20 protein-coding genes are annotated in these 21,300 nt (G+C 71.0%); 12 read left to right on the forward strand and 8 right to left on the reverse strand.

Annotated features, from left to right (window positions below):
• Window positions 1-18 precede the first annotated feature (18 nt).
• On the reverse strand, window positions 19-1,467 hold the full coding sequence (locus tag ABZX61_RS60845) for an MFS transporter (protein ID WP_355211145.1): 1,449 nt from the start codon (window positions 1,465-1,467) through the stop codon (window positions 19-21).
• A 102-nt stretch (window positions 1,468-1,569) separates the two neighbouring features.
• Between ABZX61_RS60845 and ABZX61_RS60850 the strand changes: the two genes are divergently transcribed.
• Window positions 1,570-2,001, forward strand: coding sequence for a MarR family transcriptional regulator (locus tag ABZX61_RS60850; RefSeq protein WP_350740953.1), 432 nt, complete (start codon window positions 1,570-1,572; stop codon window positions 1,999-2,001).
• A 30-nt stretch (window positions 2,002-2,031) separates the two neighbouring features.
• On the opposite strand, the gene ABZX61_RS60855 is transcribed toward ABZX61_RS60850, so the two are convergent.
• Both ABZX61_RS60855 and ABZX61_RS60860 read right to left on the reverse strand, forming a co-directional pair.
• Window positions 2,032-3,084 (reverse strand): alcohol dehydrogenase catalytic domain-containing protein, encoded by a 1,053-nt coding sequence (locus ABZX61_RS60855; RefSeq protein WP_355211149.1) that lies wholly within the window; start codon window positions 3,082-3,084, stop codon window positions 2,032-2,034.
• Between the two features lie 28 nt (window positions 3,085-3,112).
• Window positions 3,113-4,318, reverse strand: a complete 1,206-nt coding sequence (locus ABZX61_RS60860; RefSeq protein WP_350740949.1) for a mandelate racemase/muconate lactonizing enzyme family protein — start codon at window positions 4,316-4,318, stop codon at window positions 3,113-3,115.
• A 131-nt stretch (window positions 4,319-4,449) separates the two neighbouring features.
• Between ABZX61_RS60860 and ABZX61_RS60865 the strand changes: the two genes are divergently transcribed.
• The 6 genes from ABZX61_RS60865 to ABZX61_RS60890 are packed head-to-tail and all read left to right on the forward strand — an operon-like array spanning window position 4,450 to window position 10,471.
• A complete protein-coding gene (locus ABZX61_RS60865; RefSeq protein WP_355211152.1) occupies window positions 4,450-5,565 on the forward strand; it encodes a cellulase-like family protein in 1,116 nt (371 codons plus the stop codon).
• A gap of 14 nt (window positions 5,566-5,579) precedes the next feature.
• Window positions 5,580-6,863, forward strand: a complete 1,284-nt coding sequence (locus ABZX61_RS60870) for an extracellular solute-binding protein (RefSeq protein WP_355211155.1) — start codon at window positions 5,580-5,582, stop codon at window positions 6,861-6,863.
• Window positions 6,860-7,729 carry a sugar ABC transporter permease gene (locus ABZX61_RS60875; protein WP_355211158.1) on the forward strand — a complete coding sequence of 290 codons (870 nt, stop codon included), beginning with the start codon at window positions 6,860-6,862 and terminating at the stop codon, window positions 7,727-7,729. Before ABZX61_RS60870 ends, ABZX61_RS60875 begins: the two co-directional genes overlap by 4 nt.
• The gene (locus ABZX61_RS60880) at window positions 7,726-8,535 is read left to right on the forward strand and encodes a carbohydrate ABC transporter permease (RefSeq protein ID WP_350740941.1); all 810 of its coding nucleotides are present in this window, start codon (window positions 7,726-7,728) and stop codon (window positions 8,533-8,535) included. Before ABZX61_RS60875 ends, ABZX61_RS60880 begins: the two co-directional genes overlap by 4 nt.
• Complete coding sequence (locus ABZX61_RS60885) at window positions 8,532-9,659, forward strand: ABC transporter ATP-binding protein (protein ID WP_355211161.1); 1,128 nt, start codon at window positions 8,532-8,534, stop codon at window positions 9,657-9,659. The genes ABZX61_RS60880 and ABZX61_RS60885 overlap by 4 nt, the downstream gene beginning before the upstream one ends.
• The gene (locus ABZX61_RS60890) at window positions 9,656-10,471 is read left to right on the forward strand and encodes an FCD domain-containing protein (protein ID WP_350740937.1); all 816 of its coding nucleotides are present in this window, start codon (window positions 9,656-9,658) and stop codon (window positions 10,469-10,471) included. The genes ABZX61_RS60885 and ABZX61_RS60890 overlap by 4 nt, the downstream gene beginning before the upstream one ends.
• On the opposite strand, the gene ABZX61_RS60895 is transcribed toward ABZX61_RS60890, so the two are convergent.
• The 4 genes from ABZX61_RS60895 to ABZX61_RS60910 all read right to left on the reverse strand — a co-directional run bounded on the left by ABZX61_RS60895 (window position 10,443) and on the right by ABZX61_RS60910 (window position 13,680).
• Window positions 10,443-11,303 (reverse strand): glycerophosphodiester phosphodiesterase family protein, encoded by an 861-nt coding sequence (locus ABZX61_RS60895; RefSeq protein ID WP_355211164.1) that lies wholly within the window; start codon window positions 11,301-11,303, stop codon window positions 10,443-10,445. The two genes, ABZX61_RS60890 and ABZX61_RS60895, sit on opposite strands and share 29 nt — an antisense overlap.
• A 175-nt stretch (window positions 11,304-11,478) precedes the next feature.
• On the reverse strand, window positions 11,479-12,324 hold the full coding sequence (locus ABZX61_RS60900; RefSeq protein WP_355211166.1) for a hypothetical protein: 846 nt from the start codon (window positions 12,322-12,324) through the stop codon (window positions 11,479-11,481).
• 1 nt (window position 12,325) lies between these two features.
• Entirely contained in the window at window positions 12,326-12,826 is a 501-nt protein-coding gene (locus tag ABZX61_RS60905; protein WP_355211169.1) for a SigE family RNA polymerase sigma factor, read from the reverse strand.
• An 80-nt stretch (window positions 12,827-12,906) separates the two neighbouring features.
• Window positions 12,907-13,680 (reverse strand): FadR/GntR family transcriptional regulator, encoded by a 774-nt coding sequence (locus ABZX61_RS60910; protein WP_355211172.1) that lies wholly within the window; start codon window positions 13,678-13,680, stop codon window positions 12,907-12,909.
• A gap of 125 nt (window positions 13,681-13,805) precedes the next feature.
• On the opposite strand from ABZX61_RS60910, the gene ABZX61_RS60915 reads away from it, so the two are divergent.
• From ABZX61_RS60915 to ABZX61_RS60930, 4 genes are read left to right on the forward strand one after another with little or no spacing between them, the layout of a single operon-like run.
• Window positions 13,806-15,155, forward strand: coding sequence for an extracellular solute-binding protein (locus tag ABZX61_RS60915; RefSeq protein WP_355211174.1), 1,350 nt, complete (start codon window positions 13,806-13,808; stop codon window positions 15,153-15,155).
• Complete coding sequence (locus ABZX61_RS60920) at window positions 15,152-16,024, forward strand: sugar ABC transporter permease (protein ID WP_355211177.1); 873 nt, start codon at window positions 15,152-15,154, stop codon at window positions 16,022-16,024. The genes ABZX61_RS60915 and ABZX61_RS60920 overlap by 4 nt, the downstream gene beginning before the upstream one ends.
• Window positions 16,011-16,892: a carbohydrate ABC transporter permease gene (locus tag ABZX61_RS60925; RefSeq protein ID WP_350740923.1), complete on the forward strand. Its 882-nt coding sequence runs from the start codon at window positions 16,011-16,013 to the stop codon at window positions 16,890-16,892. The genes ABZX61_RS60920 and ABZX61_RS60925 overlap by 14 nt, the downstream gene beginning before the upstream one ends.
• Before the next feature lie 20 nt (window positions 16,893-16,912).
• Window positions 16,913-18,814: a hypothetical protein gene (locus ABZX61_RS60930; RefSeq protein WP_355211180.1), complete on the forward strand. Its 1,902-nt coding sequence runs from the start codon at window positions 16,913-16,915 to the stop codon at window positions 18,812-18,814.
• A gap of 81 nt (window positions 18,815-18,895) precedes the next feature.
• Here ABZX61_RS60930 and ABZX61_RS60935 read toward each other — a convergent pair whose 3' ends face one another.
• On the reverse strand, window positions 18,896-20,164 hold the full coding sequence (locus tag ABZX61_RS60935) for an SGNH/GDSL hydrolase family protein (RefSeq protein WP_355211183.1): 1,269 nt from the start codon (window positions 20,162-20,164) through the stop codon (window positions 18,896-18,898).
• Window positions 20,165-20,372: 208 nt separating this feature from the next.
• On the opposite strand from ABZX61_RS60935, the gene ABZX61_RS60940 reads away from it, so the two are divergent.
• Complete coding sequence (locus ABZX61_RS60940) at window positions 20,373-21,296, forward strand: TIGR03619 family F420-dependent LLM class oxidoreductase (RefSeq protein WP_355211186.1); 924 nt, start codon at window positions 20,373-20,375, stop codon at window positions 21,294-21,296.
• The last annotated feature ends 4 nt before the right edge of the window (window positions 21,297-21,300 follow it).

Genomic DNA, 21,300 nt, shown 5'->3' on the forward strand with positions numbered 1-21,300 from the left:
CCTGCCACCCCACGTGGATCAGCGGGTGCGGACCTGCTGGTCGGTGTCGGCGGGCAGGCCGGCCGGCTGCGGCTGCGCGGCGCGGCGACCGGGGATGGTCAGGACGATGAGCGCCGCCACCATGGCGACCCCGCCGCCGATGAGGAAGCCGGTGCGGAACCCGGCCTCGGACGGCAGCGTCACGGACCCGAACGTGACCGTCAGGTTGGCCAGCACCGCCCCGAGCACGGCACTGGCACAGGACGTGCCGATCGAGCGCATCAGGCTGTTGAGCCCGTTGGCGGCGGCCGTCTCGGTACGCGGCACGGCGCTCATGATGATGGACGGCATGGCCGCGTACGCGAAGCCGATCCCGGCGCTGACCACGGACGAGAAGACGAGGACACCCCACGCGTGCCCCATCAGGACGAGGGCCAGGAGGTAGCCGGAGGCGATGATGAGCGTCCCGAGCAGCAGGGACGTCTTGGGCCCGCGAGCCCCCGACAGGCGGGCGGCCACCGGCGAGATCGCCATCATGACCAGCCCGGCCGGGGCCATCCACAGCCCGGCCTCGACCATCGACCGGCCCAGGCCGTACCCGGTGGCCTCGGGCAGTTGCAGGAGCTGCGGCGTGATCAGCGACATCGCGTACATGCCGAAGCCGATGACGATGGAGGCCAGGTTGGTCAGCAGCACCTGACGGCGCGCGCTGGTGCGCAGGTCGATCAGGGGCGCGGACACGCGCAGCTCCCACCAGCCCCACAGCAGCAGGATCACCGCCGAGGCGGCGAACATGCCGAGCGTGGTGCCGCTCGTCCAGCCCCAGTCGCTGCCCTTGGAGACCGGCAGCAGGAACAGGGCCAGACCGGCCGCCAGCCCCGCCGCCCCCACGAAGTCGAAGCGTCCCGGCGACTTGACCGGCGACTCCGGCACGATCATGAAGATCAGCACGCTCATCAGCACGCCGAGCGCGGCGGCTCCCCAGAACAGCGCGTGCCAGCTCACGTACTGGGCGACGAACGCGGCGGCGGGCAGGCCGAGCGCTCCGCCCACGCCGAGCGAGGAGCTCATCAGGCCGATGGCCGAGCCGAGCCGCTGCGGCGGCAGCACGTCCCGCATGATGGCGATGCCCAGCGGGATCACGCCCATCCCGAGTCCCTGCAGCGCGCGGCCGATCACCATGGGGGCCAGCGAGTTGGCGGGGGCGCACACCAGGGAGCCGACGGCCAGCAGGACCGCGCTGACGATCATGACGCGGCGCTTGCCGTACAGGTCGCCGAGCCGCCCCGAGACGGGCATGGCGACCGCGCCGGCCAGGAGGGTCGCGGTGATGGCCCAGAAGGCGTTGGCGGCCGTGGTGTGCAGGAGGGTCGGCAGGGTCGCGATCAGCGGCACCATCAGGGTCTGCATCAGCGAGACCGTGATGCCCGCCGCCGCCAGGACGCTGATGATCGCTCCACTGGACGGTGCGGCACGCGTTGAACTCATGAGTTCTCCCGTATCTCGCAGAATTATATGCACGATGCATATGGTATGTATCCTACACATCACCATATAGAGGGATATTCTGACCGCCGTGGGGAGGTAATCATGCGCGAGGAGATCGTTGACATCGAGCGTGAGCTCATGCTCATCGGCCGATATAAGGAGCTGGCGTCGTCGGCCGCGCCTGCTTCGGAACGACGGCTGGAGCGTGGCAGCAGCTACATCCTGCTCAGCCGGCTGGAGGCCGAGGGGCCGATGTCGATCGGCCAGCTCGCGCAGGCGTTCAGCTTGGACACCTCCACCGTCAACCGGCAGACCGCCGTCCTGCTCCGCGACGGGCTCGCCGAGCGCATCCCCGACCCCGAGGGCGGGATGGCCCGCAAGCTCCGCATCACCGAGGAGGGGCTGCGGCGGGTCGCTGGGGAGCGCGAGTACCGGATCCATGGGCTCGCCACGGTCCTGAAGGACTGGACCCCGGAGGAGCTGGCCGCGTTCGCCCGGGGCCTGGCCCACTTCAACGCCAGCATCGAACACTGACGGCGGCACGCGGGGCGGAGTGCCGTCCGCTCAGGCGCTTGTGACGGTGACGATGGTCTTCAGGACGTCGCGGGGCGGGTCGGCCAGGCCGCGTCGTACGGCGTCCTGGAGCGGGACGGTCTGGACGGGGAGCCGATCGACCCGGAGGTGACCGGCGTGCAGCAGGGCGACGGCGGCGCGTACGTCGGTGTCCCATCGGTGCGAGGCCGACCCCACGATGCGCTTCTCCCCCAGCACCACGTCCAGCGTGGACAGGACGGCGGGCTCCGGGGTGACGCCGAGCAGGACCGTGGTGCCGCCGCGGCGGCACAGCGACAGCGCGTCCGTCACCGCGGCGGGCGTTCCCGCGCTCTCCACGGCCACGTCGGCCCCACGGCCGCCGGTCAGCTCGCGGACGGCGTCCGCCGCCTCGCCGGGCGCCGCGCCGGTGAAGCCGCACGAATCGGCCAGCGCGCGGCGGCCCGGGTCCGGGTCGACCGCGACGACGGCCGCCGCCCCGCGACAGGCGGCCACCTGGGCGACCAGCAGCCCGATGGCGCCGGACCCGACGACCGCGACCACGGCCCCCGACACGTCACCGGCCTTGTCGAGCGCCCGTACGGCGACCGCCGCGGGCTCGGCGAAGACGGCGACCGCGGCGGGCATGCCCTCGGGCAGCGGGACGCAACGGTCGGCCGGCGCCACCAGGTACTCGGCCAGCCCTCCATCGTCCTGCAGTCCGAGCGCCGCTCCGCGTTCGCACAGCGGGTAGTCCCCGCGGGCGCACCACCAGCACCGGCCGCAGCCCAGCACGACGTCCGGGACGACCGGGGTGCCCGGGGCCAGGTCGACGCCGGGGCCGGGGCGGGCGACCACGCCGACGACCTCGTGCCCCAGGGTGAGCGGGGCCGTCCGGCCGGTCAGCGGGTGCGGCGTGACCGGCACGACGATCGGTCCCGCCCGGTACTCCTCGACGTCGCTGCCGCAGATGCCGCAGAGCGTCACCGCGATCAGGACCTCGCCGGGACCGGGGCTGGGGATCTCGGTCTCGACCAGTCGCACGTCGCCGCGCCCGTACCAGCGCAACGCCGCCATCCGCGTCATCTCCGCACCCCGCTCCGCCGGGCGCGGCTCATGGGCGGGTGCCGGTCAGGCGGGTGGTGACGCCCGGGCGGCTGGTGAGGCCGTCGGTGAGCTCCACACCCAGGCCGGGCCGGTCCTCCAGGCGCACCCGGCCGTCCTCCACGAGCGGCAGGCCGGTGGCCAGCTCCCCGTACCAGGTGTGGCGGAAGGCGCGCACGCTCTCCTGCACCAGCGCGTTGGGCTGGCTCAGGGCCAGGTGTACGCACGCCGCGAACGAGATCGGCCCGGTGCAGTCGTGCGGCGCGAACGGCAGGTCATACGAGTCCGCGAGCGCGGCGATCTTGCGGGCCTCGGTCAGCCCGCCCGTCCAGCCGATGTCCACGATGGCCACCCGGATCCCCGCGCGTTCCAGCAGCCCCCGGAACGCGCGCTGCCCGGTCAGCGTCTCGCCGGTGGCCAGCGGCACCGGCGTCGCGGCCTGCAGCGTGGCGTAGGAGGCCTGGCTGTCGGACCGCAGCGGGTCCTCGACCCAGTACGGGCTGACGCGTTCGAGCTCCTTGACCAGCCCGAGCGCGGCATGCAGGCTCCACAGGCCGTGCAGCTCGACCATGACGTCCATCTCGGGGACGGCGTTCTTGATGTCGTCGAGCACCTTCAGGCCGGCCAGCAGGTCGGCCCGCTCCAGCCGCATGCCGCCGGTGCGCTCGGCCGCCTGGTCGAACGGCCACACCTTCATGGCGCGCAGTCCCTCGTCCCACAGCTCCTTGGCCAGTTCGCCGGGCCGTTCGAGGAAGCCGCGCAGGTCCTCGTACCGCGACGTGTCGGCCAGGCCCCAGTTGGAGACGGCCTGGCGCGGCTCGTTCTTGACGTAGGAGGGGCCCGCGCAGGTGTTGTAGACGGGGAGGCTGTCCTGGTAGGGGCCGCCGAGCAGGGTGGCGACGGGCTGCCCGGTGGCCTTGCCGAGCAGGTCCCACACGGCGATGTCGACGGCCCCGTTGCCCCGGGTCTCGACCCCGCTGCCCTGGAAGCCCACATGGCCGGTGAGCAGCCGGCGCAGCCGCTCGGGGCTGGGCAGCGGCGCTCCCACGAGGAGTGGTGCGACGGTCTCGTGCAGGTAGGCCTCGACCGCCTCCGCCCCGAAGAACGACTCGCCGAGGCCGGTCAGGCCGTCGTCGGCGTGCAGCCGCATCAGGAGCACGTTGGGCTGAATCGGGCATCGGATGGTCTCCAGGCCGGCGACGGCTCGGGTGCTCATGGTCCAAGAACGCTAGCTGGTTAGACCAGTAACCCGCAAGGACCAAGAGGAGCCTTGACAGTCACGCTTCGGCCAGCCACGATCTACCAATCTGGTAAGACCAACATCGAACGGATGTTGAGACTATGACGTTGACCACCAGTCCCCTAGCGATCACCATGTGGGACTTCTCCTGGCTCGAACGGCGCTGGGACGGCGCCGGCTACCAGGACTGGGACCGCGCACTCGACGAACTGGCCGAACGGGGCTACGACGCGGTACGCATCGACGCCTTCCCCCACCTGGTGGCGGCCGATCCGGAGCGGACCTGGCGCCTGCTCCCCGTGTGGCACTTCGAGTCCTGGGGCGCCACCGAGCCGGTCTCCGTACGCGTGCTGCCCGGCCTGCTCGACTTCATCCGGGCATGCGCGGACCGCGGGCTGCGGGTCGCGCTGTCCTCGTGGTTCAGGAAGGACGAGCACGACGTCCGCTCGCGGATCAGGACCCCGGCCGACCTGGCCAGGATCTGGGACGTCACCCTCTCGGCGATCGAGGACGCCGGCCTCGCCGACGCCGTCTACTTCGTCGACCTGGTGAACGAGTGGCCGCTCGCGATGTGGGCGCCCTTCCTGTACGGCAACGACGCGAGCGCCGAGACCCTGTCCCGGGGCGACGCGGCCGTACAGACCTGGGCCAAAGAGGCGATCTCCACCCTGCGCGCCGCCCACCCCCGCTACCGCTACACGCTGTCCGGCTGCACCGAGACCACCGGCGCCCCGGGCGAGGACCTGTCCGAGCTGGACCTGCTCGAACCGCACGTGTGGATGACACCGCAGGCCACCACCGACTTCTACGCGGAGATCGGCTACGACCTGCACCACTCCCAGTTCGACCCGCGGGCCTACGAGCCGCTGTCCGGCCCGGCCGAGCGCCTGTACCGGTCCGACCCGCGGCGGTGGGCCGGCCGCCTGACCGAGCACATCGGGGAGGTCGCGGCGTGGTCGCGGGCGGCCGGCAAGCCGCTGGTGACCACCGAATGCTGGGGGATCGTGAACTACAAGGACGGCCCCGGCCGCGACTGGGGCTGGGTCAAGGAGCTGTGCGAGATCGGGGTACGGGCCGCGCTGGCCACCGGGCGCTGGGAGGCGCTGGCGACCAGCAACTTCTGCGGCCCCCAGTTCGACGGCATGTGGCGCGACATCGCCTGGCACCGGCGCATGACCGACGCCATCCACGCGGGGGTCACCGAATTCACGACCGTCCCCTGAGAGGAACCGGACACATGAGTGATATCCCCCGTCGAGACCTCCTGCGCGGCGCCGCCCTGCTGAGCCTGGCGACCCCGCTGGCCGCCTGCGGGTCGAGCGGCGCCCCGGCCGGCTCCAAGGAGTCCGGGCCCCAGGGCACGGTCAACGTCTGGATGCACGAGGAGCAGGCGAACACCAAATACTTCAACGCCAAGATCACTGAGTATCAGCGCCAGTTCCCGAAGGTCACCGTCAAACCGCTGTACATCCCCATCGCCAACCTCGACACCAAGCTCTCCACCGCGTTCACCACGGGCTCGCCACCGGACCTGATCAAGGTCGGCGCCTGGACCCTCGCCGAGCGGGCGTCCAAGGGGCAGGTCGCGCCGCTGCCGCCGGCGGAGTTCGGAGCCGGCTCCATCGACGAGCTCAAGACCAGGTTCGACACGAACGCCTTCGCCGCCCTCACCTACAAGGACCAGGTCTACGGCGTCCCGATCGACTTCAACTCGGTCCACCTCTGGTACCGCCGCGACCGCTTCGAGCAGGCCGGGCTCGACCCCGACAAGCCTCCGACGACCTGGGAGGAGGTCGAGGAGTTCAACGCCAAGCTCACCACGGGCTCCCAGGTCGGGCTCCAGTGGCAGCTCGCCGACAACATCTGGGCAATGCTGAACTTCATCCCGCTGATCAACGGCCTCGGCGGGAAGATCGTGGACGAGAACACGGGACGCGGCGGGCTGAACACCCCGGCGGGCCTGCAGGCGCTCGAATACTACGGCCGCCAGGGCAACCCCAAGCTGAACGACCCGGTCGGCGCGTTCGGCCTGTTCGCCAAGGGCACGGCGGCCATGCTGGTGTCCGGCCGGTTCACCTCCAGCCTCATCCCGGCGCTCAATGCCAAGGCCGAGCTGGGCAAGACCTTCGACAGCACCGTCGTGCCGAACTGGGCGGGCAAGGAGAAGGTGGCCTCTGGCTACTCATGGGGGTGGATGGTCGCCAAAAAGGCGAAAAATCCGTATACGGCTTGGCATTTCGTTAACTGGCTGTCCACGTCCGAGCATGTCGACCAGCAGCTGGCCGCCACCGGCCTGGTCACCCCGGCGGCCGGCTGGCAGAAGCTGCCGAGCGCCCGCGACAAGGCCAGCCAGCAGTTGGAGGAGCAGCTCCCGTACACCGACTTCGGCCCGGTCCTGCCCCAGTGGACCGAGACGATGAAGGCGCTGCTCGACGCACTGGAGTCGGTGATCCACAAGCAGCGGTCCGCTCAGGAGGCCGCGGCCGCCTTCGACGCCGCGGTGGGGCGGATTCTCAAATGACCGCTGCGCGGCGGGCCACCATGGCCGGGGTCGAGGCCCGCGCGGGCGCGGGCCTCGCCGCCCCGGCGATCGTGTACTTCGTCCTGTTCTGGGCGCTGCCCGCGCTCGCGGCCCTCTACCTGAGCTTCACCTCGTACGACCTGTCGGGCACCCCGCAGTGGGTGGGCCTGGACAACTACCGCGAGATGGCGACCAGCGCGGAGTTCTGGAGCAGCGTGTGGGTGACCGTGCTCTACACGGTCTTCGCGGTGGGCCCGACCATCGTGATCGCGCTGGTCGTGGCCGTGCCGCTGGCCAAGCCCGGCCGGCTGCGGGCCTGGCTGCGCGGCCTGATCTTCGTCCCCGCGGTGATGCCGCTGGTCGGCGCCACCGTGCTGTGGCAGGTCATCTACTCCACCGGCGGGCTCGCCGACACCCTCGTCGGCGCCCGCCCGTGGCTCACCGACTCCGACTACGCCATCTGGGCGCTGCTCGTGATGGTCATCTGGAAGTACGTCGGCCTCTACGTGATCATCTTCGTGGCCGGGCTGCAGGCCCTGCCGGCCAACGTCTTCGAGGCCGCGGCCATCGACGGCGCCCGCACGCTGCGGACGTTCTTCCTGATCACCGTGCCGCTGCTGCGCCGCACCTTCACCTTCGTGATCGTGGTGGCCGTCACCGGGGCCATGCAGTCGTTCGTGCCGGCCTACCTGCTCACCAAGGGCGGGCCCGTCAACGCCACCCAGGTGCTGCCGCTCTACCTGTACAACAACGCGTTCTCCTTCTCCCGGTTCGGCTACGCGTCGGCGATCGCGATCGTGCTGCTCGTGGTGCTGCTGATCTTCGCCTTCACCCAGTTCAAGCTGATCAGGAGTGACGAGGAATGAGAATCCGCCGCTCGCTCACCGTCGTGGCCCTCGTCGGCTTCGTGGCGCTGATGCTGCTGCCGCTCTACTCCATGGTCGTGCTCGCCTCGGCGCCCGACGACAGCGACCTGTCCGGGCTGCGCTTCCACGGGTTCGCGCTGTTCGACAACCTCGGCGAGATCATGACCGACGGCCGCTTCCCGCGCTACCTGCTGAACAGCCTCGTCATCGCCTCGGCGGTCTCCGTGCTGGACGTGGCGATCTCGGCGGCGGCCGGGTACGCGCTGGCCCGGCTGCGCTTCCCGGGCCGGGCCGCGCTGCTCAACCTCGTGATCATCGCGCTGTCGCTGACCCCGGCGGTCGTCATGATCCCGGTGTTCGTGGCGCTCAGCGAGATCGGCTGGCTCAACAGCTACCAGGGCCTGATCGCGCCGTTCGTGGCCAGCGCGCTCGGCGTCTTCCTGGTCCGGCAGTTCGCGCTGGGCATCCCCGCGCAGATGCTGCACGCCGCGCGGGTGGACGGCGCCGGCGAGCTGCGCATCTTCTTCCTCATCGCCGTCCCGCTGCTGCGCCCGGCCCTGCTCACGGTGCTGCTGCTGCAGTTCCTGGCCCAGTGGGACAACCTCATCTGGCCGCTGATCGCGGCCAGCGAGCAGGAGCTGTGGACCCTGCCGCTCGCGCTGTCGTCCTTCGAGGGGGAGCACGGGATCGTCTACCACCTGCAGACCGCGGCGGCGCTGCTGTCCATCCTGCCGCCGCTCGTCCTGTTCGCCCTGCTGCAGCGCTACTACGTCTCGGGCCTCACCCTCGGAGGAGTCAAGCGATGACCGACGGCATCCGCATCGAGCGGGTCACCAAGCGGTACGGCGGCCAGGTGCTGTTCGCCGACGTCGACCTGCACGTCCGCGACGGGGAGTTCCTGGTGATCGTCGGCCCGTCGGGGTGCGGGAAGTCCACGCTGATGCGCATCGTCGCCGGGATCGAGCCGGTCAGCGCCGGCCGGGTCACGGTCGGCGGCAAGGACGTCACCCACGCCCACCCCGGCGACCGCGGGATCGGCATGGTCTTCCAGGACTACGCCCTCTACCCGCATCTGAGCGTCGAGGGCAACCTGGCGTTCGGGCTGCGCGCCCATCACGTGCCGAAGGACGTCATCCGGCAGCGGATCGAGGACACCAGCCGCGTGCTCGGGCTCGCCGACCAGCTCAGGAAGAAGCCGGGCCAGCTCTCCGGCGGCCAGCGGCAGCGGGTCGCGCTGGGGCGCGCCATGATCCGGGAGCCGGCCGCATACCTCATGGACGAGCCGCTGTCGAACCTGGACGCCGCGCTGCGCGTGCAGATGCGGGCCGAGCTGATCGAGTTCCACCGCCGCACCAAGGGGACCGTCCTGTACGTGACCCACGACCAGGTCGAGGCCATGACCATGGGTGACAGGGTCGCGGTGCTCAACGAGGGCGAGTTCGCGCAGATCGGCACCCCGACCGAGATCTACGAGCAGCCGGCCACCGTGTTCGTCGCCACGTTCCTCGGCAGCCCGCAGATGAACCTGATCGAGGCCACCGCGCGGGCCGGCGCGGACGGGGTGGAGCTGATCAGCGGTGACCTGCGCTGGCGGCTGCCCCGGTTGCCGGACGACCTGCCGGAGTCGGTGCGCGTCGGGTTCAGGCCCGAGTCCGTACGCGTACGGGCCGACGACGGGGCCGCCCTGCCCATCGAGGCGACGCTGTCGTACCGGGAGAACCTCGGCAACGAGAGCATCCTGCACCTGCGCGACGACACGGGCCGGGCGATCGTCGCCCGCGTGCCGCCCCGCACCGGGCCGCGCGACGGGGAACGCGCGACCTTTTATGTGCCGCTGACCGATCTTCACCTGTTCGGCCCGGATGGGCGGGCGTGCTGGCACGGAGCGCGGCTCGGCACCGGCGGCGAGCCGCTACCGTGGTCGGCATGACCGCTGAGCGCGGGAGGAAACCGTCACTCGAGAGCCCCGCCGAACCCAACATCGGGGGAAAGCCGCCGACCAGTCCGGGTGCGCTGATCGCCGTTCTCGAAGACCGGATCCTGACCGGACACTGGGCCCCCGGCGTGCGCCTGCCCTCCGAGCGGGACCTGGCGACCGAGTTCGCGGTCAGCCGCCCGGTCATCCGGGAGGTCCTCAAGGCCCTGCAGGAGCGCGGGCTGATCGAGGTCTCACCGCAGCGGGGCAGCTTCGTCCGCCACTACACGGCCGAGAACCTGATGCGGCCGATGAACCTCGCGGCCCGCGCCGCCGGGGTGACCGCCCGCCAGCTCATGCGGGCGCGGGTGATGCTGGAGACCGAGGCGGCGAGCCTGGCCGCGGCCAACGCGAGCAAGCGCGACCGTACCGACCTGCTGCGGGTCCACCAGCTCTTCGCCCGGCCGGGCGACGTGCACGCCAGGGCGCGGGTCGATCTCGCCTTCCACGAGACCATCGCCAGGGCCTCGGGCAATCCGGTCATCCACATGATGTTCACCGCGATCCAGGACCTCACGTACGGGCTGATGCTGCGCAGCCTCAGCGACCGCGAGGTCCGGGAGGCCGGCGAGCCCCTGCACACCGTGATCCTGGAGGCCATCCTCGACCGCGACCCCGACGGGGCCCGCGAGGCGATGCGCCGCCACCTCGACCTCGCCGAGGACTTCTACGGGCCCGACATGGACACCGACCTCGCCGACGTCATCGAGCACCGGCTCGCGGCGTCCGGCGACGACCTCATAGCCGACCTCCGCCAGCCCTCATGACCACGCGCATGGCCCGGCGCTTGACGGCGTCGATCTGGTCGGGCCGCCCGGTCATGATGCCGTCCACGCCGTACGTCATGAGGCGGCGGATGACGGCCCGCCGGTCCGTCGTCCACGTGTAGACCCGCATGCCGTGCTCGTGGACCTGCCTGACGTAGGTCGCGGTGAGGCCGCTGTGCGGCACCGTGACCGCGGCGGCGAACCCGGCCAGGTCCTCCAGCCGGGAGGCGTCCGGCTTGCCCATCAGCGCGACGGGGAGGTCGGGCATCATGTCGTGCAGGTTCCGCATCGACTCCCAGTTGTACGCCTGCACGGCCAGCCGCCTGCCCTTCCACAGGGATCGGTACTTCCTCAGCTCGGCGGCCACCCGTTCGTCGATGTCCGTGCTGGCCGGATCGTGCTTGATCTCCAGCAGCATCCCGACCCCACTCCTGCTCATCTCCCGCAGTCCCTGCTCCAGGGTGGGCACCTTCTCGCCCTGGAACTGGGAGGAGAACCACGAGCCGGCGTCCAGGCGCTGGATCTCCGCGAGCGTGAAGTCGGCGACCTTCCACGGGGAGCGGCCGGGGAAGACCTGCTCGACGTTGGTGGTGCGGGCCAGCGACTCGTCGTGCATCAGGATGAGCCGCTGGTCCTTCGTCTGCTGGACGTCGTACTCGCACATGGTGGCCCGCTGGGTCCGGGCCACCTCGCAGGCCACGATGGTGTTCTCGGGCGCGTACCCGGATCCGCCCCGATGCGCGATGTTGTCGACCTCCCACGGCGCGGCAGCGGCGGGCCTCGCCATGACGGCCAGTGCGGTGATGACGACGGCACCCAGCAGACGGTACATGAGTGATCCTCCGGCCCGGCCCTTCTTGTCCCCCGAACCCGACACGGACCTCTTATGTCGAGTTACGTCGAAAAGTGCCCACTAATGCCAGCAAAGAGCGGTTCGCTACGGCGTGTCGCGGACGTCCGCACGAACTTTTTGCCGACGACCGCCGACGATCTCAGTAGCCGCTCCCCTAGCCCAGGGGGCCGAACGCCACGTCCTTCTGCCGCCCCAGCACCTGGTCCTGCGAGCCGTACGCGGTGACCGTGACCGGCGGGGAGTCCAGGATCTCGGCCGACTTGTCCTCGGGATCCGGCACCGGCTTCCCCGGCACCCGGGCGATGAAGAAGCCGCCGGCCAGCCGCGCGTCGGTGCGCCGCCCGTCCGCCCAGTCGATCTCCACCCGGCGCACGCCCGAGGTGACCCGGCCGACGACGACCCGGTACATGTCGTCGTGCTGGACCCGCTGCGGCCCCGTCGCGTACGAATGCGTGTGCGAGGTGTACGCGTCCACCTGGAGATCCCCCTGGAAGCCGGTCAGGTCCCCGGGCGGCTTGAACCCCCAGTACGTGAAGACCGCCCGCTCCGCCATGTCCTTCTGGGTGGTCGGGGTGCACAGAACGAAGCCGGCGATGCTGCCGACCAGGGCGGTCATGCCCTTCTTGTCCCGGTATTCGGCCAGCACCCGGAAGTCCTCCACCGAGCCCTGCTCGGGGAGGCGCAGGTTGCCGTCCATGTTGTGGACGGGGCCGCCGTTGGGCATGCACTCGCGTACGACCTGCAACTGCTCGGGGGTGTTCTCCGGCAGCCGGGCGACCTCCGCCGCGGTGTCCGGGCCGGAGCCGCCGGAGGGAAGCACGACGAGCACCGCCGTGACCAGGGAGGCGGCCGCCGCGAGCCCGGCGAGCGACCACGCCGCGCGCCGGCGCCGCAGCGCGCCGGTCCGCGCCCGCCGGGCGTGCGCGAGGGCGTCGACGGGCCTGGCCTCGGCGGCCATCCGCCGGAACTCCGCGGCGATCCGCTGTTCGTCGATGGTCATCTCAGGCCTCCAGGGTGACGTTCTCGCCGACCAGCTCGCGCAGCCGGGCGACGGCTTGGTGGGTCTGGCTGCGCACGGTCCCCACCGAGCAGCGCATGATCTTGGCGACCTCGGACTCCGGCAGGTCCTCGTAGTAGCGCAGCACCAGGACGGCCCTCTTGCGCGGCGGCAGGGCGCGCAGCGCCTGATCCAGGCTGAGGCGGGTGTCGACCTCGCCGGTCCGGTCGCCCGTGGCCCGGTCGGGAGGCGCCTCGACCACGCGTTCGCGGCCCCAGCGCGGACTTCGCCATCGCCCGACCTGTTCGTGGTACATGACGCGGCGCACGTACGCCTCCGGGTTGTCCCGGATCCGCCGCCAGTGTCCGGCGGTCTTCGCCAGGGCCGTCTGCAGCAGGTCCTCGGCCGCGTGCTGGTCGTTGGTCAGCACGTACGCGAGCCTGATCAGGCTGTCCGAGCGCGTGGCGACGAACTCGGTGAAATCTCGCTGCTGGTCGGGGTGCAAAAGGGCTCTCCTCTGGTCTCACCCGTCCAGATGGAGCCGGACCCGCGGATCTATGGCGTCAGGGCTTATTACGGGGCTTATTACGGGCGGCGGCGGTTCCAGGAATCGGTGATGTGCCTGCGCATCGCGGCCGCCGCCCCCTCCTGGTCGCCGGCCGCGATCGCGTCCTTGATGGCCTGGTGCTCGGCCAGCGTCTGGCGCATCACGGCCTCGTTGTACTCGCCGTGGTAGAGCATGCTCGTACGGGCCTTGTCGTGGATGCTGTTGACGATGGCCCGCCCCAGCCGGTTGCGTGACGCGGCCATGATCATGTCGTGGAAGCGCACGTCGGCGGCGGCGAAGTCGGGCGTGGAGGCGAGGTTGGCGCGCATGACGGCCAGCTCGGCCCCGATGCGCTCCTCGTCGTCGGGGGTGCGGGCCAGGGCGGCGGCCGCGGCCATCTCGGCCTCCAGCGCGGTGCGCACGGACACCAGCTCGTCCAGGAACGTCACGTTCTCGTCGTGCGCGATGACGGCGGTGAGCACGACGTCGTCGAGCAGGTTCCACTGCCGGGGGTCGGTGACCTGGGTGCCGCGGCCGTGCTCGATCCTGACCAGGCCCTTCTCCTGGATCACCTTGACCGACTCGCGGATCACCGTCCGGCTGACCCCGAACTCCTCGCAGAGGTCGGCCTCCGGCGGGAGCGCCGTGCCGGGCGGCAGCGCCCCGCGCACGATGTCGTCGACCAGCTGCTCGACCACGGTGGTGCCCAGCTTGGCCCCGCGGACCCGGCGCGGTGGCCGCTTGCCGGCCCGCTCGGGCGGCTGCGGATCCCGCGTCGAATCCCACGGCCCCGTAGTCGCGTGCTGAGTCAACGCATCCTCCCGTCCGCCTGAACGCCCTTCAGTGTAGGGCATTGTGAATACGTCACACGTATGATGTCATATCCCGAAACACGGCGTTTACGTACCTCAAGCCGCCTTGTCCGAAGGAAGCCCCCATGAGACGACGCACCCACCTGGCGGTCACCGCGGCAGCGGCCCTGCTCGCCGTCGCGGCCTGCGCTCCCCCCAACGCCCCGACCCAGGCGAAGCCGACCGGCTCCGCCGGATCGCAGTACGGCTTCGCCCCCGCCGAGCAGAAGGCCGGCAAGCTCCTGGTGTGGGTGGACTCCACCCGGCTCGACGCCGCGAAGGCGTACCAGAAGGCACACCCCGACGTACAGCTGGACATCGTCACCTACGACGGCAACGCCAACGGCTCCAACACGCTCAAGACCAAGGTGCAGCTGTTCGACCGGGCCGGCGAGGGCTGGCCGGACGTCGTGTTCACCACGGACAACAACACCGCGTCCTGGGCCTCGCAGGGCGACAACGCGTTCGTCGCCCCGCTCAACAAGGGCCTGCTCGACGACGCCACGCTGAGCGGCTTCGCCAAGGGCGCGCTCGACGTGTGCACCGTGGACGGCACGGTCTACTGCCTGCGCAACGACCTGGCCCAGGTGGTGCTCTGGTACAACAAGAAGCTGCTCGACAAGTTCGGCTACACGTTGCCCACCACCTGGGAGGAGTACCAGGCGCTGGGCGAGAAGGTGGCCGCCGAGCACCCCGGTTACATCATCGGCACGGCCGGTGACGCGTGGGCGCCGGAGATCTACATGTGGGGCGGCGAGTGCCCGGCCAACCAGGTCACCGGGCCCAAGGCCATCACCGTCAAGGCGACCGACCCCAAGTGCGTGCGCACCGCGAAGATGATGGACAAGCTCGTCGCGAACAAGGCCATGTCGATGCTGTCCCTGTTCGGCCCCGAGTTCGCCAAGAGCCAGGGCGACAAGGTGCTCATGCTGCCCGGCCCGGCGTGGTACGGCGGCGCGGTCTTCCAGGGCACGCTCAAGACCCCGAAGGGTGAGCTGGCCGTGGGTGACGCCCTGCGCTGGTCCGACCAGAGCACGCCGGTGACCGGCAACGTCGGCGGCGGCACCTGGTGGCTGTCGCGGCACAGCGCGCGCCTCGACGCGGCCAAGGACTTCATCGGCTGGGTCGCGACGGCCGACGCGTACCAGGTCGAGCTCTCCCCCGGCTATCCCGCGTACGCGCCCGCCGCGACCAAGTGGATCAAGAAGCAGCAGGACAGCGGCTACTACGCCGGCGACCTCGCCGGCCCGATCTCGGCCGCGGCCGGGCAGGTGTGGCCCGGCTGGGGCTCCCCCGAGTTCAGCCAGGAGGCGGTCTGGGCCAAGACGGTCATCCCCGGGCAGACCGCGGGCAAGACGGTCGAGTCGCTGCTGCCGGAGTGGCAGACGGCCATCGAGCAGCAGGCCCAGGTCTTCGGCTACCAGGTCACCAAGTGACCGGATCGAGACTGCGGCTCTCCGCCGGGCACGTCTTCGTCTCCGGGTACGTGGTGCTGCTGGTCGCGTTCGGCATCGTGCCCACGGTGTACGCGCTCAATCTGGCCTTCACCGATGCCCGCGGCGTCTTCACCGGTTTCGCCAACTTCGTCAGGACCGCGCAGGACTTCCGGTTCCTGGCCGCCGTCGAGCACGTGGCCACCTACCTCGTGCTCTGGCTGGTCACCCTGACCGTGCTGGTCCTCCTGCTCGCGCTGCTGGTCCACCGGCTCACCGCGGGCTGGTCGCGGGCCGCGCTGCGGTTCGTCTACTACGTCCCCGGCGCGCTGGCGGGCGCGTCGAGCGTGCTGCTCTGGCTGTTCATGCTGGACCCGTCCGTGAGCCCGGTGGACGACCTCGTCCGCGCGCTCTGGGGCGAGACCTTCGTGCAGGTGATCTCGCCGGGTCACCTGCCGTGGATCTTCACCCTGATCGCGTTCTGGACCGGCGCGGGCGGCTGGATCGTGGTCATGTACGGCGCGCTGAACACGATCCCCCACCAGATCATGGAGGCCGCCCGGGTGGACGGCGCCGGGCCGGTGAAGATCGCGCTGCGGGTGCAGCTGCCGATGCTGCGCAAGTGGATCGTCTACATGCTGATCCTGTCCCTGGCGGCGGGCACGCAGCTCTTCGTCGAGCCGCAGCTCATCTCCCAGGCCAGCTTCGGCGTGGTGGGCAACGACTACTCGATCAACCAGCTCGCGTACCTGTACGCCTTCAACCAGAACGACTTCAACGGCTCCGCGGCGATCGCCGTCGACCTGCTCATCGTGGCGCTGTGCTGCGCCGGGCTGTTCGTCGCGCGGGGAGGTCTCTTTGACACGGACTGACCCCGCGCGGGCTGTCGCGAAAGTGCTCGTCATCGCGTTCCTGCTGGTCTTCGCGGTGTTCTTCGTCCTCCCCATGCTGTGGCTGGTGCTCGCCTCGACCAAGAGCCCGGCCGACCTGATCCACGGGAACCCGCTGTCGCCGGGCTCGCTCGGCTCGCTCGTCACCAACTGGCAGCACCTCATGTCCTTCCAGGACGGCGCCGTGCTGACCTGGATGGGCAACTCCGTCACGTACGCGGCGTTCTCCGTGGCGCTGACCCTGCTGGTCAGCATCCCCGCCGGCTACGCGATGGCGCTCATGAGCTTCACCGGCCGGCGGCTGCTGCTGATCGTCACGCTGGTCGTGATGCTCATGCCGGGGACCGCGCTGGTGCTGCCGATCTTCCTGGAGCTCAGCTACGTCGGCCTGGTCAACCAGGCGGCCTCGGTCGTGCTGCCGATGTCGTTCTTCCCGTTCGGCGTCTACCTGACGTACATCTACTTCTCCACCAGCGTCCCCGGCGAGCTGCTCGACGCGGCGCGGCTGGACGGGTGCGGGGAGAGCGCGACGTTCCTGCGGGTGGCGCTGCCGCTGGCCAAGCCGGTGGTCGCGCTGGTCGCGTTCTTCAGCTTCGTGACGAACTGGAACAACTTCTTCCTGCCGTACGTGATGCTGCCGGACAGCGACAACTACCCCATGCAGGTCGGGCTCACGCAGATGCTGGCCGCGACCCCCACGTTCAACCCCGTCGTCGGCGCCAACGCCGAGGTGCAGCCGCCCGAGCTCGTCCTGGCGACCCTGCTGTCCATCGCTCCCGTGCTGCTGGTGTTCCTCTTCTCCCAGCGCTTCCTGGTCGCCGGGCTGACCGCCGGCGCGACCAAGGGATGACCGCCTCTCCTAGGAGTTACATGACCGTCGTGAAAGCCAGCGTCCCCGTCCTCGACCCCCCGGCGTGGGCGCTGGCCCAGCGTGCCCTGCTCGACCTGCTGGACAGCGGGTGGCGGCTGTTCTCCGACCGCTACACCAGGCCGGACGGCTCGCTGCGGTACTCCGGCCGGCTGTCCTCCCGCGACGGCGCGGACGACTTCTTCGAGCCGTTCTTCAACTGGCCGCAGCTCTACCTGCTGGGCGGCGCGGACGACCTGCTCGACGGCAGCGCCCGGCACTGGCACGGCGTCGTCGGGCAGATGACCGAGCTGGGCATGTTCGCCGACGAGTTCGAGATCGGCTACGACTGGTTCCACCAGGGCGAGAGCCTGCTGTTCACGTACTTCCTGACCGCCGCCGACCCGGCGGCCTGGGCCGGACGGGCGACCAGGTTCGCCGACCTCTACCTCGACCCGGCCAAGGGCAACTACGACCCGGCGCACCGCATCATCAAGGCCCCGCACAACGGCAGCCGGGGGGCGCGGGAAGGGGTGTCCGGCTCGCCCGCGTACCCGTGGACCGCGGCGGAGGCGGCGCAGTACGGCTACCCGCTGGACTGGCTCGTCCCCGACGGCGAGCCCGTGCCGCCGCTCGCCGACGACCCCCGCCTGGGCGCCGAGATGCAGCGCCGCCTCGGCCGGGGCGACGCGGTCGGCAACCTCAGCGTGGCCGGCCTGGTCTGCAACGCCTACCTCGTCTCGGGAGACGAGCGGTACGCCGCCTGGCTGCGCGAGTACGTCGGAGCCTGGCGGCGCCGGGCCGAGGAGAACGGCGGCGTCGTCCCCGACAACGTCGGCCTCGACGGCGTGGTCGGCAGCCTGCTCGACGGGCGCTGGTACGGCGGCCACTACGGCTGGACCTGGCCGCACGGCATGTACAGCATCGGCCAGGCGACGGCCGTCGGCGCCCTCAGCGCCGCCCTGGCCACCCGCGACGACGGCTACCTGGACCTCATCAGGTCGCTGCTGGACGCGGTCATCGCCAGGGGCGTGAAGCTGCCGTTCAGTCAGAGCGACTCGGCCAACCAGGGCCGCTGGCGCGCCCACCTCGGCTCCGACGTGGACGTGCCGACGCTGCTGGTCCCCTACCGGCACAGCGACAAGGGCTGGTTCGACTACAACCCGGTCCAGACCTCGGTGCCGCTCGCGCTCTGGCACCACACCGGCGCCCCGGAGGACCGCGCCCGCCTGGACGCGCTGCGCGCCGCGACCGGCTACGACTGGGCCACGGTGCGGCCGTTCCGCGACAAGGAGGAGGCCGGGCACGAGGAGCCCTGGTACGCGTACCTGTGCGGCGACAACCCCGGCTATCCCGAGCGGATCCTCGCCGCCGCGCACGCCCAGGCCCGCCGCCGCATCGCCCTGCTGCTCGACAACGCCGACCGCGACCTGCCCGAGTCGGACATCCACCTCTGGCAGAACGTCAACCCCGTGGTGACCGAGGCCCTCACGCAGCTCATGTGGGGCGGGCCGCAGGTCATCTACAACGGGGGCCTGCAGCAGGCCAGGGTCCGCTACTTCGACGCCGTACGCCGCCGTCCCGGCGTGCCCGAGCAGGTGGCGGCACTGGTCAGCTCGATCGAGCCCGAGGCCACGGTGGTCACGCTCGTCAACCTCTCCGCCACGGCCGACCGGGTGCTGGTCGTGCAGGCGGGCGCGTTCGGGGAGCACGAGATCGCCGGCGTCGCGGCCACGGCCGCCGAGCCGGGCTGGACCGGCCACGACACCGAGTACGTCCACCACGAGCCGGTGCGGTCGGTCACCGAGACCCCGGTGAACGGCCCGCACCTGACGGTGGAGCTGCCCGCCGGCACCACCGTCACCCTCACCCTGCGCCTGCGCCTGCACGCCTTCCAGCCGTCCTACCGGCAACCCTGGGACTGACGCCCGCTCCCCCGCCCCTCCTCCGATGGGCCCCTCCGTACGGAGGGTCGCCCAGGTGCGGCGGGTCGGGGAACGGGGGCGCTACCGGTGCAGCAACCGCGCGGGCACCGCGTCCGCGAGCGCCTTGTAGCCCGTCGGGTTCAGGTGCAGATGGTCGCCCACGTCGAAGGTCGCGAGCATCCGCCGGGGATCGGCCGGGTCCCGCAGCGCCCGGTCGAAGTCGATCACCGCGTCGAACGCGCCACTCGTGCGGATCCAGTCGTTGACCGTCTGCCGGGCCGCCTCGCGGCAGCCCTGGGCGTCGTCGTAGAAACTGCCGCCGAAGGGCGTGATCGTGGCCCCGTACACCCGGATGTCCTGCGCGTGGGCGCGCGCGACGATCTGGTCGTAGGCGGCGATCAGCTCGTCGGCGATCCTCTTCTGGGCCTCCTGGGTGGCGTCCGCGGTGCCGATGTCGTTGACGCCCTCGAAGAGGATCAGCCACTTCACGCCGCTCTGCGCGAGCACGTCGCGGTCGAGGCGGGCCAGGACGTTGGGGCCCAGCCCGTCGTTGAGCACGCGGTTGCCGCCCGCCGCCTGGTTGGCGAAGGCGACGCCCGCGGTGCGGCGGTCGGCCTGCAGGCGGTCGAAGAGCTGGTCGGGCCAGCGGTTGTTCTGGTTGGTGGTGGAGCCCCTGCCATCGGTCAGCGAGTCGCCGACCAGGGCCAGCGTCGCCGTGGCGGGCTTGGCCCAGACCTCGAGGCCGCTCAGGAAGTACCAGTGGTCGACGGGGGTGGCGCCGGTGAGGTCCGCCGCGTCGGCCTGGTTGCCCCTGGCGAGGTAGGAGGTGGTCCGGGAGCCGGGGTGCGAGGTGACGGCGGTGGAGGCCTGGCCGTCGGCCAGGTAGAGGGTCACGGTCAGTACGGTGCCCGCGGCCAGCGTGAGGTCGAGCGGGTCGGACACGACCTGCGCCCCGACCGGCACGACCGCCGAGGGCCGGCCGAAGAACGTCACCGGTCGTACGGTCTCCGGCTGGATCGCGCTCACCCCGGCCTTCCCACCGCCCGGGAGCGCCACGGTGACGCGGGTGACAGGCAGCGGCGCGCCGCCGAACGCGTTGGACAGGCGCAGCCGGAACCGCTGCCCGCCGACCGACACCCGCAGGGTCTGCCGTACGGTGCTGTCGGCCAGGACCAGGTTCTCCTGCGTGTACGGCGCGGGCGGCAGGTTGCCCGGCTCGGTGAGCTGCGGCATCGCCGTCCACGTGGTGACCCAGTGCCCACCGGGCGACGCCGCCCCGTCGGCCACCCCGGCAGTGCCCATGGCGAGTCCCAGAACCGCGACGACGGCCAACTTCAGCGCCCTACCCATAGATCTGGCCTCCCGAAAATTTCGGGCAGAAATCGAACATTTCGGTAGGGAAGGTATGACACGCCGCCCTCGCGGTCAATGCCGGAGGCGGAACATCCTGCACGACCGGCCGATCCGCGCCTTCCGGGCCGCGCACAGCGAAACTACAGGCCCCGAAGTTTACTTACCCTTGCCTAGCGAGCTACGAAAAATATAGTACGCTTCGAGCATGGAACTAGGTATCGCCCTGCCCACGTCGGGCCCGCTGGCCGGCCCGGAGAACATCGCCCGCGTCGCACGCGAGGCCGAACGACTCGGGTACGACTCGGTGTGGACCTACGAGAGGCTGCTGCGGCCCGTCGCGCCCGTCTCGATGGGCGGCGGGGAGCCGCAACCCGTGCCCGAGGTCTACCGGCAGACCTACGAGCCGCTGGAGACGCTGAGCTACGTGGCCGCGCTCACCTCACGCGTCAAGCTCGGCACCAGCATCATCGACGCCCTGCTGCACCCGGCCGCCGTCCTGGCCAAGCGCTTCGCCACCCTCGACCAGTTCAGCGGCGGGCGGGTCGTCGCCGGGCTGGGCCAGGGGTGGATGCCGCAGGAGTTCAAGGCGGCCGGGGTGCCGATGAGCCGGATCGGGCCCGGCATGGACGAGGTCGTCGCCGCCATGCGGGCCTGCTGGGGGCCGGACCCCGTCTCGTACGACGGGAAGTTCACCCGGATCGCCGAGTCGGAGATCAACCCCAAGCCGGTGCAGGCGCGGGTGCCGATCCTGCTGGGCGCGATGACGCCGGGTGGGGTACGGCGGGCCGCCCGCATCGCCGACGGGCTCAATCCGGTGGCCGTCTCGCGTGACGCGCTGCTCGGCCTCGGCAAGGCCTTCCGGGCGGCGGTCGAGGAGTCCGGCCGCGACCCGGAGTCGGTCACCGTGGTCGCCAGGGCCAACGTGCCGATCACCGCCGAGCCGATGGGAGACGACCGGCCGTTCCTGGGCGGCTCGCCGCGCCAGATCGCCGACGACCTGGCCGGGCTCGACGGCACCGGCGTGGACCACGTCCTGTTCGCCACGTCCGGCCACAGCCCCGAGAGCGAGCCGGGCATCGACGAGACGCTCTCCCTCTACGCCGAGCTCATCGACCTCGCCCGGCGGTGAAGCC

This window comes from Nonomuraea sp. NPDC003709 (assembly GCF_040610775.1).
Lineage (GTDB): Bacteria > Actinomycetota > Actinomycetes > Streptosporangiales > Streptosporangiaceae > Nonomuraea > Nonomuraea angiospora_A.

Excerpts from the sequence above, each read along its gene's own strand:
- ABZX61_RS60850 (WP_350740953.1), top strand. The coding sequence starts at position 1,570 with ATGCGCGAGGAGATCGTTGACATCGAGCGTGAGCTCATGCTCATCGGC.
- ABZX61_RS60875 (WP_355211158.1), top strand. The coding sequence starts at position 6,860 with ATGACCGCTGCGCGGCGGGCCACCATGGCCGGGGTCGAGGCCCGCGCG.
- ABZX61_RS60855 (WP_355211149.1), bottom strand. The coding sequence starts at position 3,084 with ATGACGCGGATGGCGGCGTTGCGCTGGTACGGGCGCGGCGACGTGCGA.
- ABZX61_RS60935 (WP_355211183.1), bottom strand. The coding sequence starts at position 20,164 with ATGGGTAGGGCGCTGAAGTTGGCCGTCGTCGCGGTTCTGGGACTCGCC.
- ABZX61_RS60885 (WP_355211161.1), top strand. The coding sequence starts at position 8,532 with ATGACCGACGGCATCCGCATCGAGCGGGTCACCAAGCGGTACGGCGGC.
- ABZX61_RS60895 (WP_355211164.1), bottom strand. The coding sequence starts at position 11,303 with ATGTACCGTCTGCTGGGTGCCGTCGTCATCACCGCACTGGCCGTCATG.
- ABZX61_RS60915 (WP_355211174.1), top strand. The coding sequence starts at position 13,806 with ATGAGACGACGCACCCACCTGGCGGTCACCGCGGCAGCGGCCCTGCTC.
- ABZX61_RS60890 (WP_350740937.1), top strand. The coding sequence starts at position 9,656 with ATGACCGCTGAGCGCGGGAGGAAACCGTCACTCGAGAGCCCCGCCGAA.
- ABZX61_RS60860 (WP_350740949.1), bottom strand. The coding sequence starts at position 4,318 with ATGAGCACCCGAGCCGTCGCCGGCCTGGAGACCATCCGATGCCCGATT.
- ABZX61_RS60940 (WP_355211186.1), top strand. The coding sequence starts at position 20,373 with ATGGAACTAGGTATCGCCCTGCCCACGTCGGGCCCGCTGGCCGGCCCG.
- ABZX61_RS60880 (WP_350740941.1), top strand. The coding sequence starts at position 7,726 with ATGAGAATCCGCCGCTCGCTCACCGTCGTGGCCCTCGTCGGCTTCGTG.
- ABZX61_RS60930 (WP_355211180.1), top strand. The coding sequence starts at position 16,913 with ATGACCGTCGTGAAAGCCAGCGTCCCCGTCCTCGACCCCCCGGCGTGG.
- ABZX61_RS60870 (WP_355211155.1), top strand. The coding sequence starts at position 5,580 with ATGAGTGATATCCCCCGTCGAGACCTCCTGCGCGGCGCCGCCCTGCTG.
- ABZX61_RS60900 (WP_355211166.1), bottom strand. The coding sequence starts at position 12,324 with ATGACCATCGACGAACAGCGGATCGCCGCGGAGTTCCGGCGGATGGCC.
- ABZX61_RS60845 (WP_355211145.1), bottom strand. The coding sequence starts at position 1,467 with ATGAGTTCAACGCGTGCCGCACCGTCCAGTGGAGCGATCATCAGCGTC.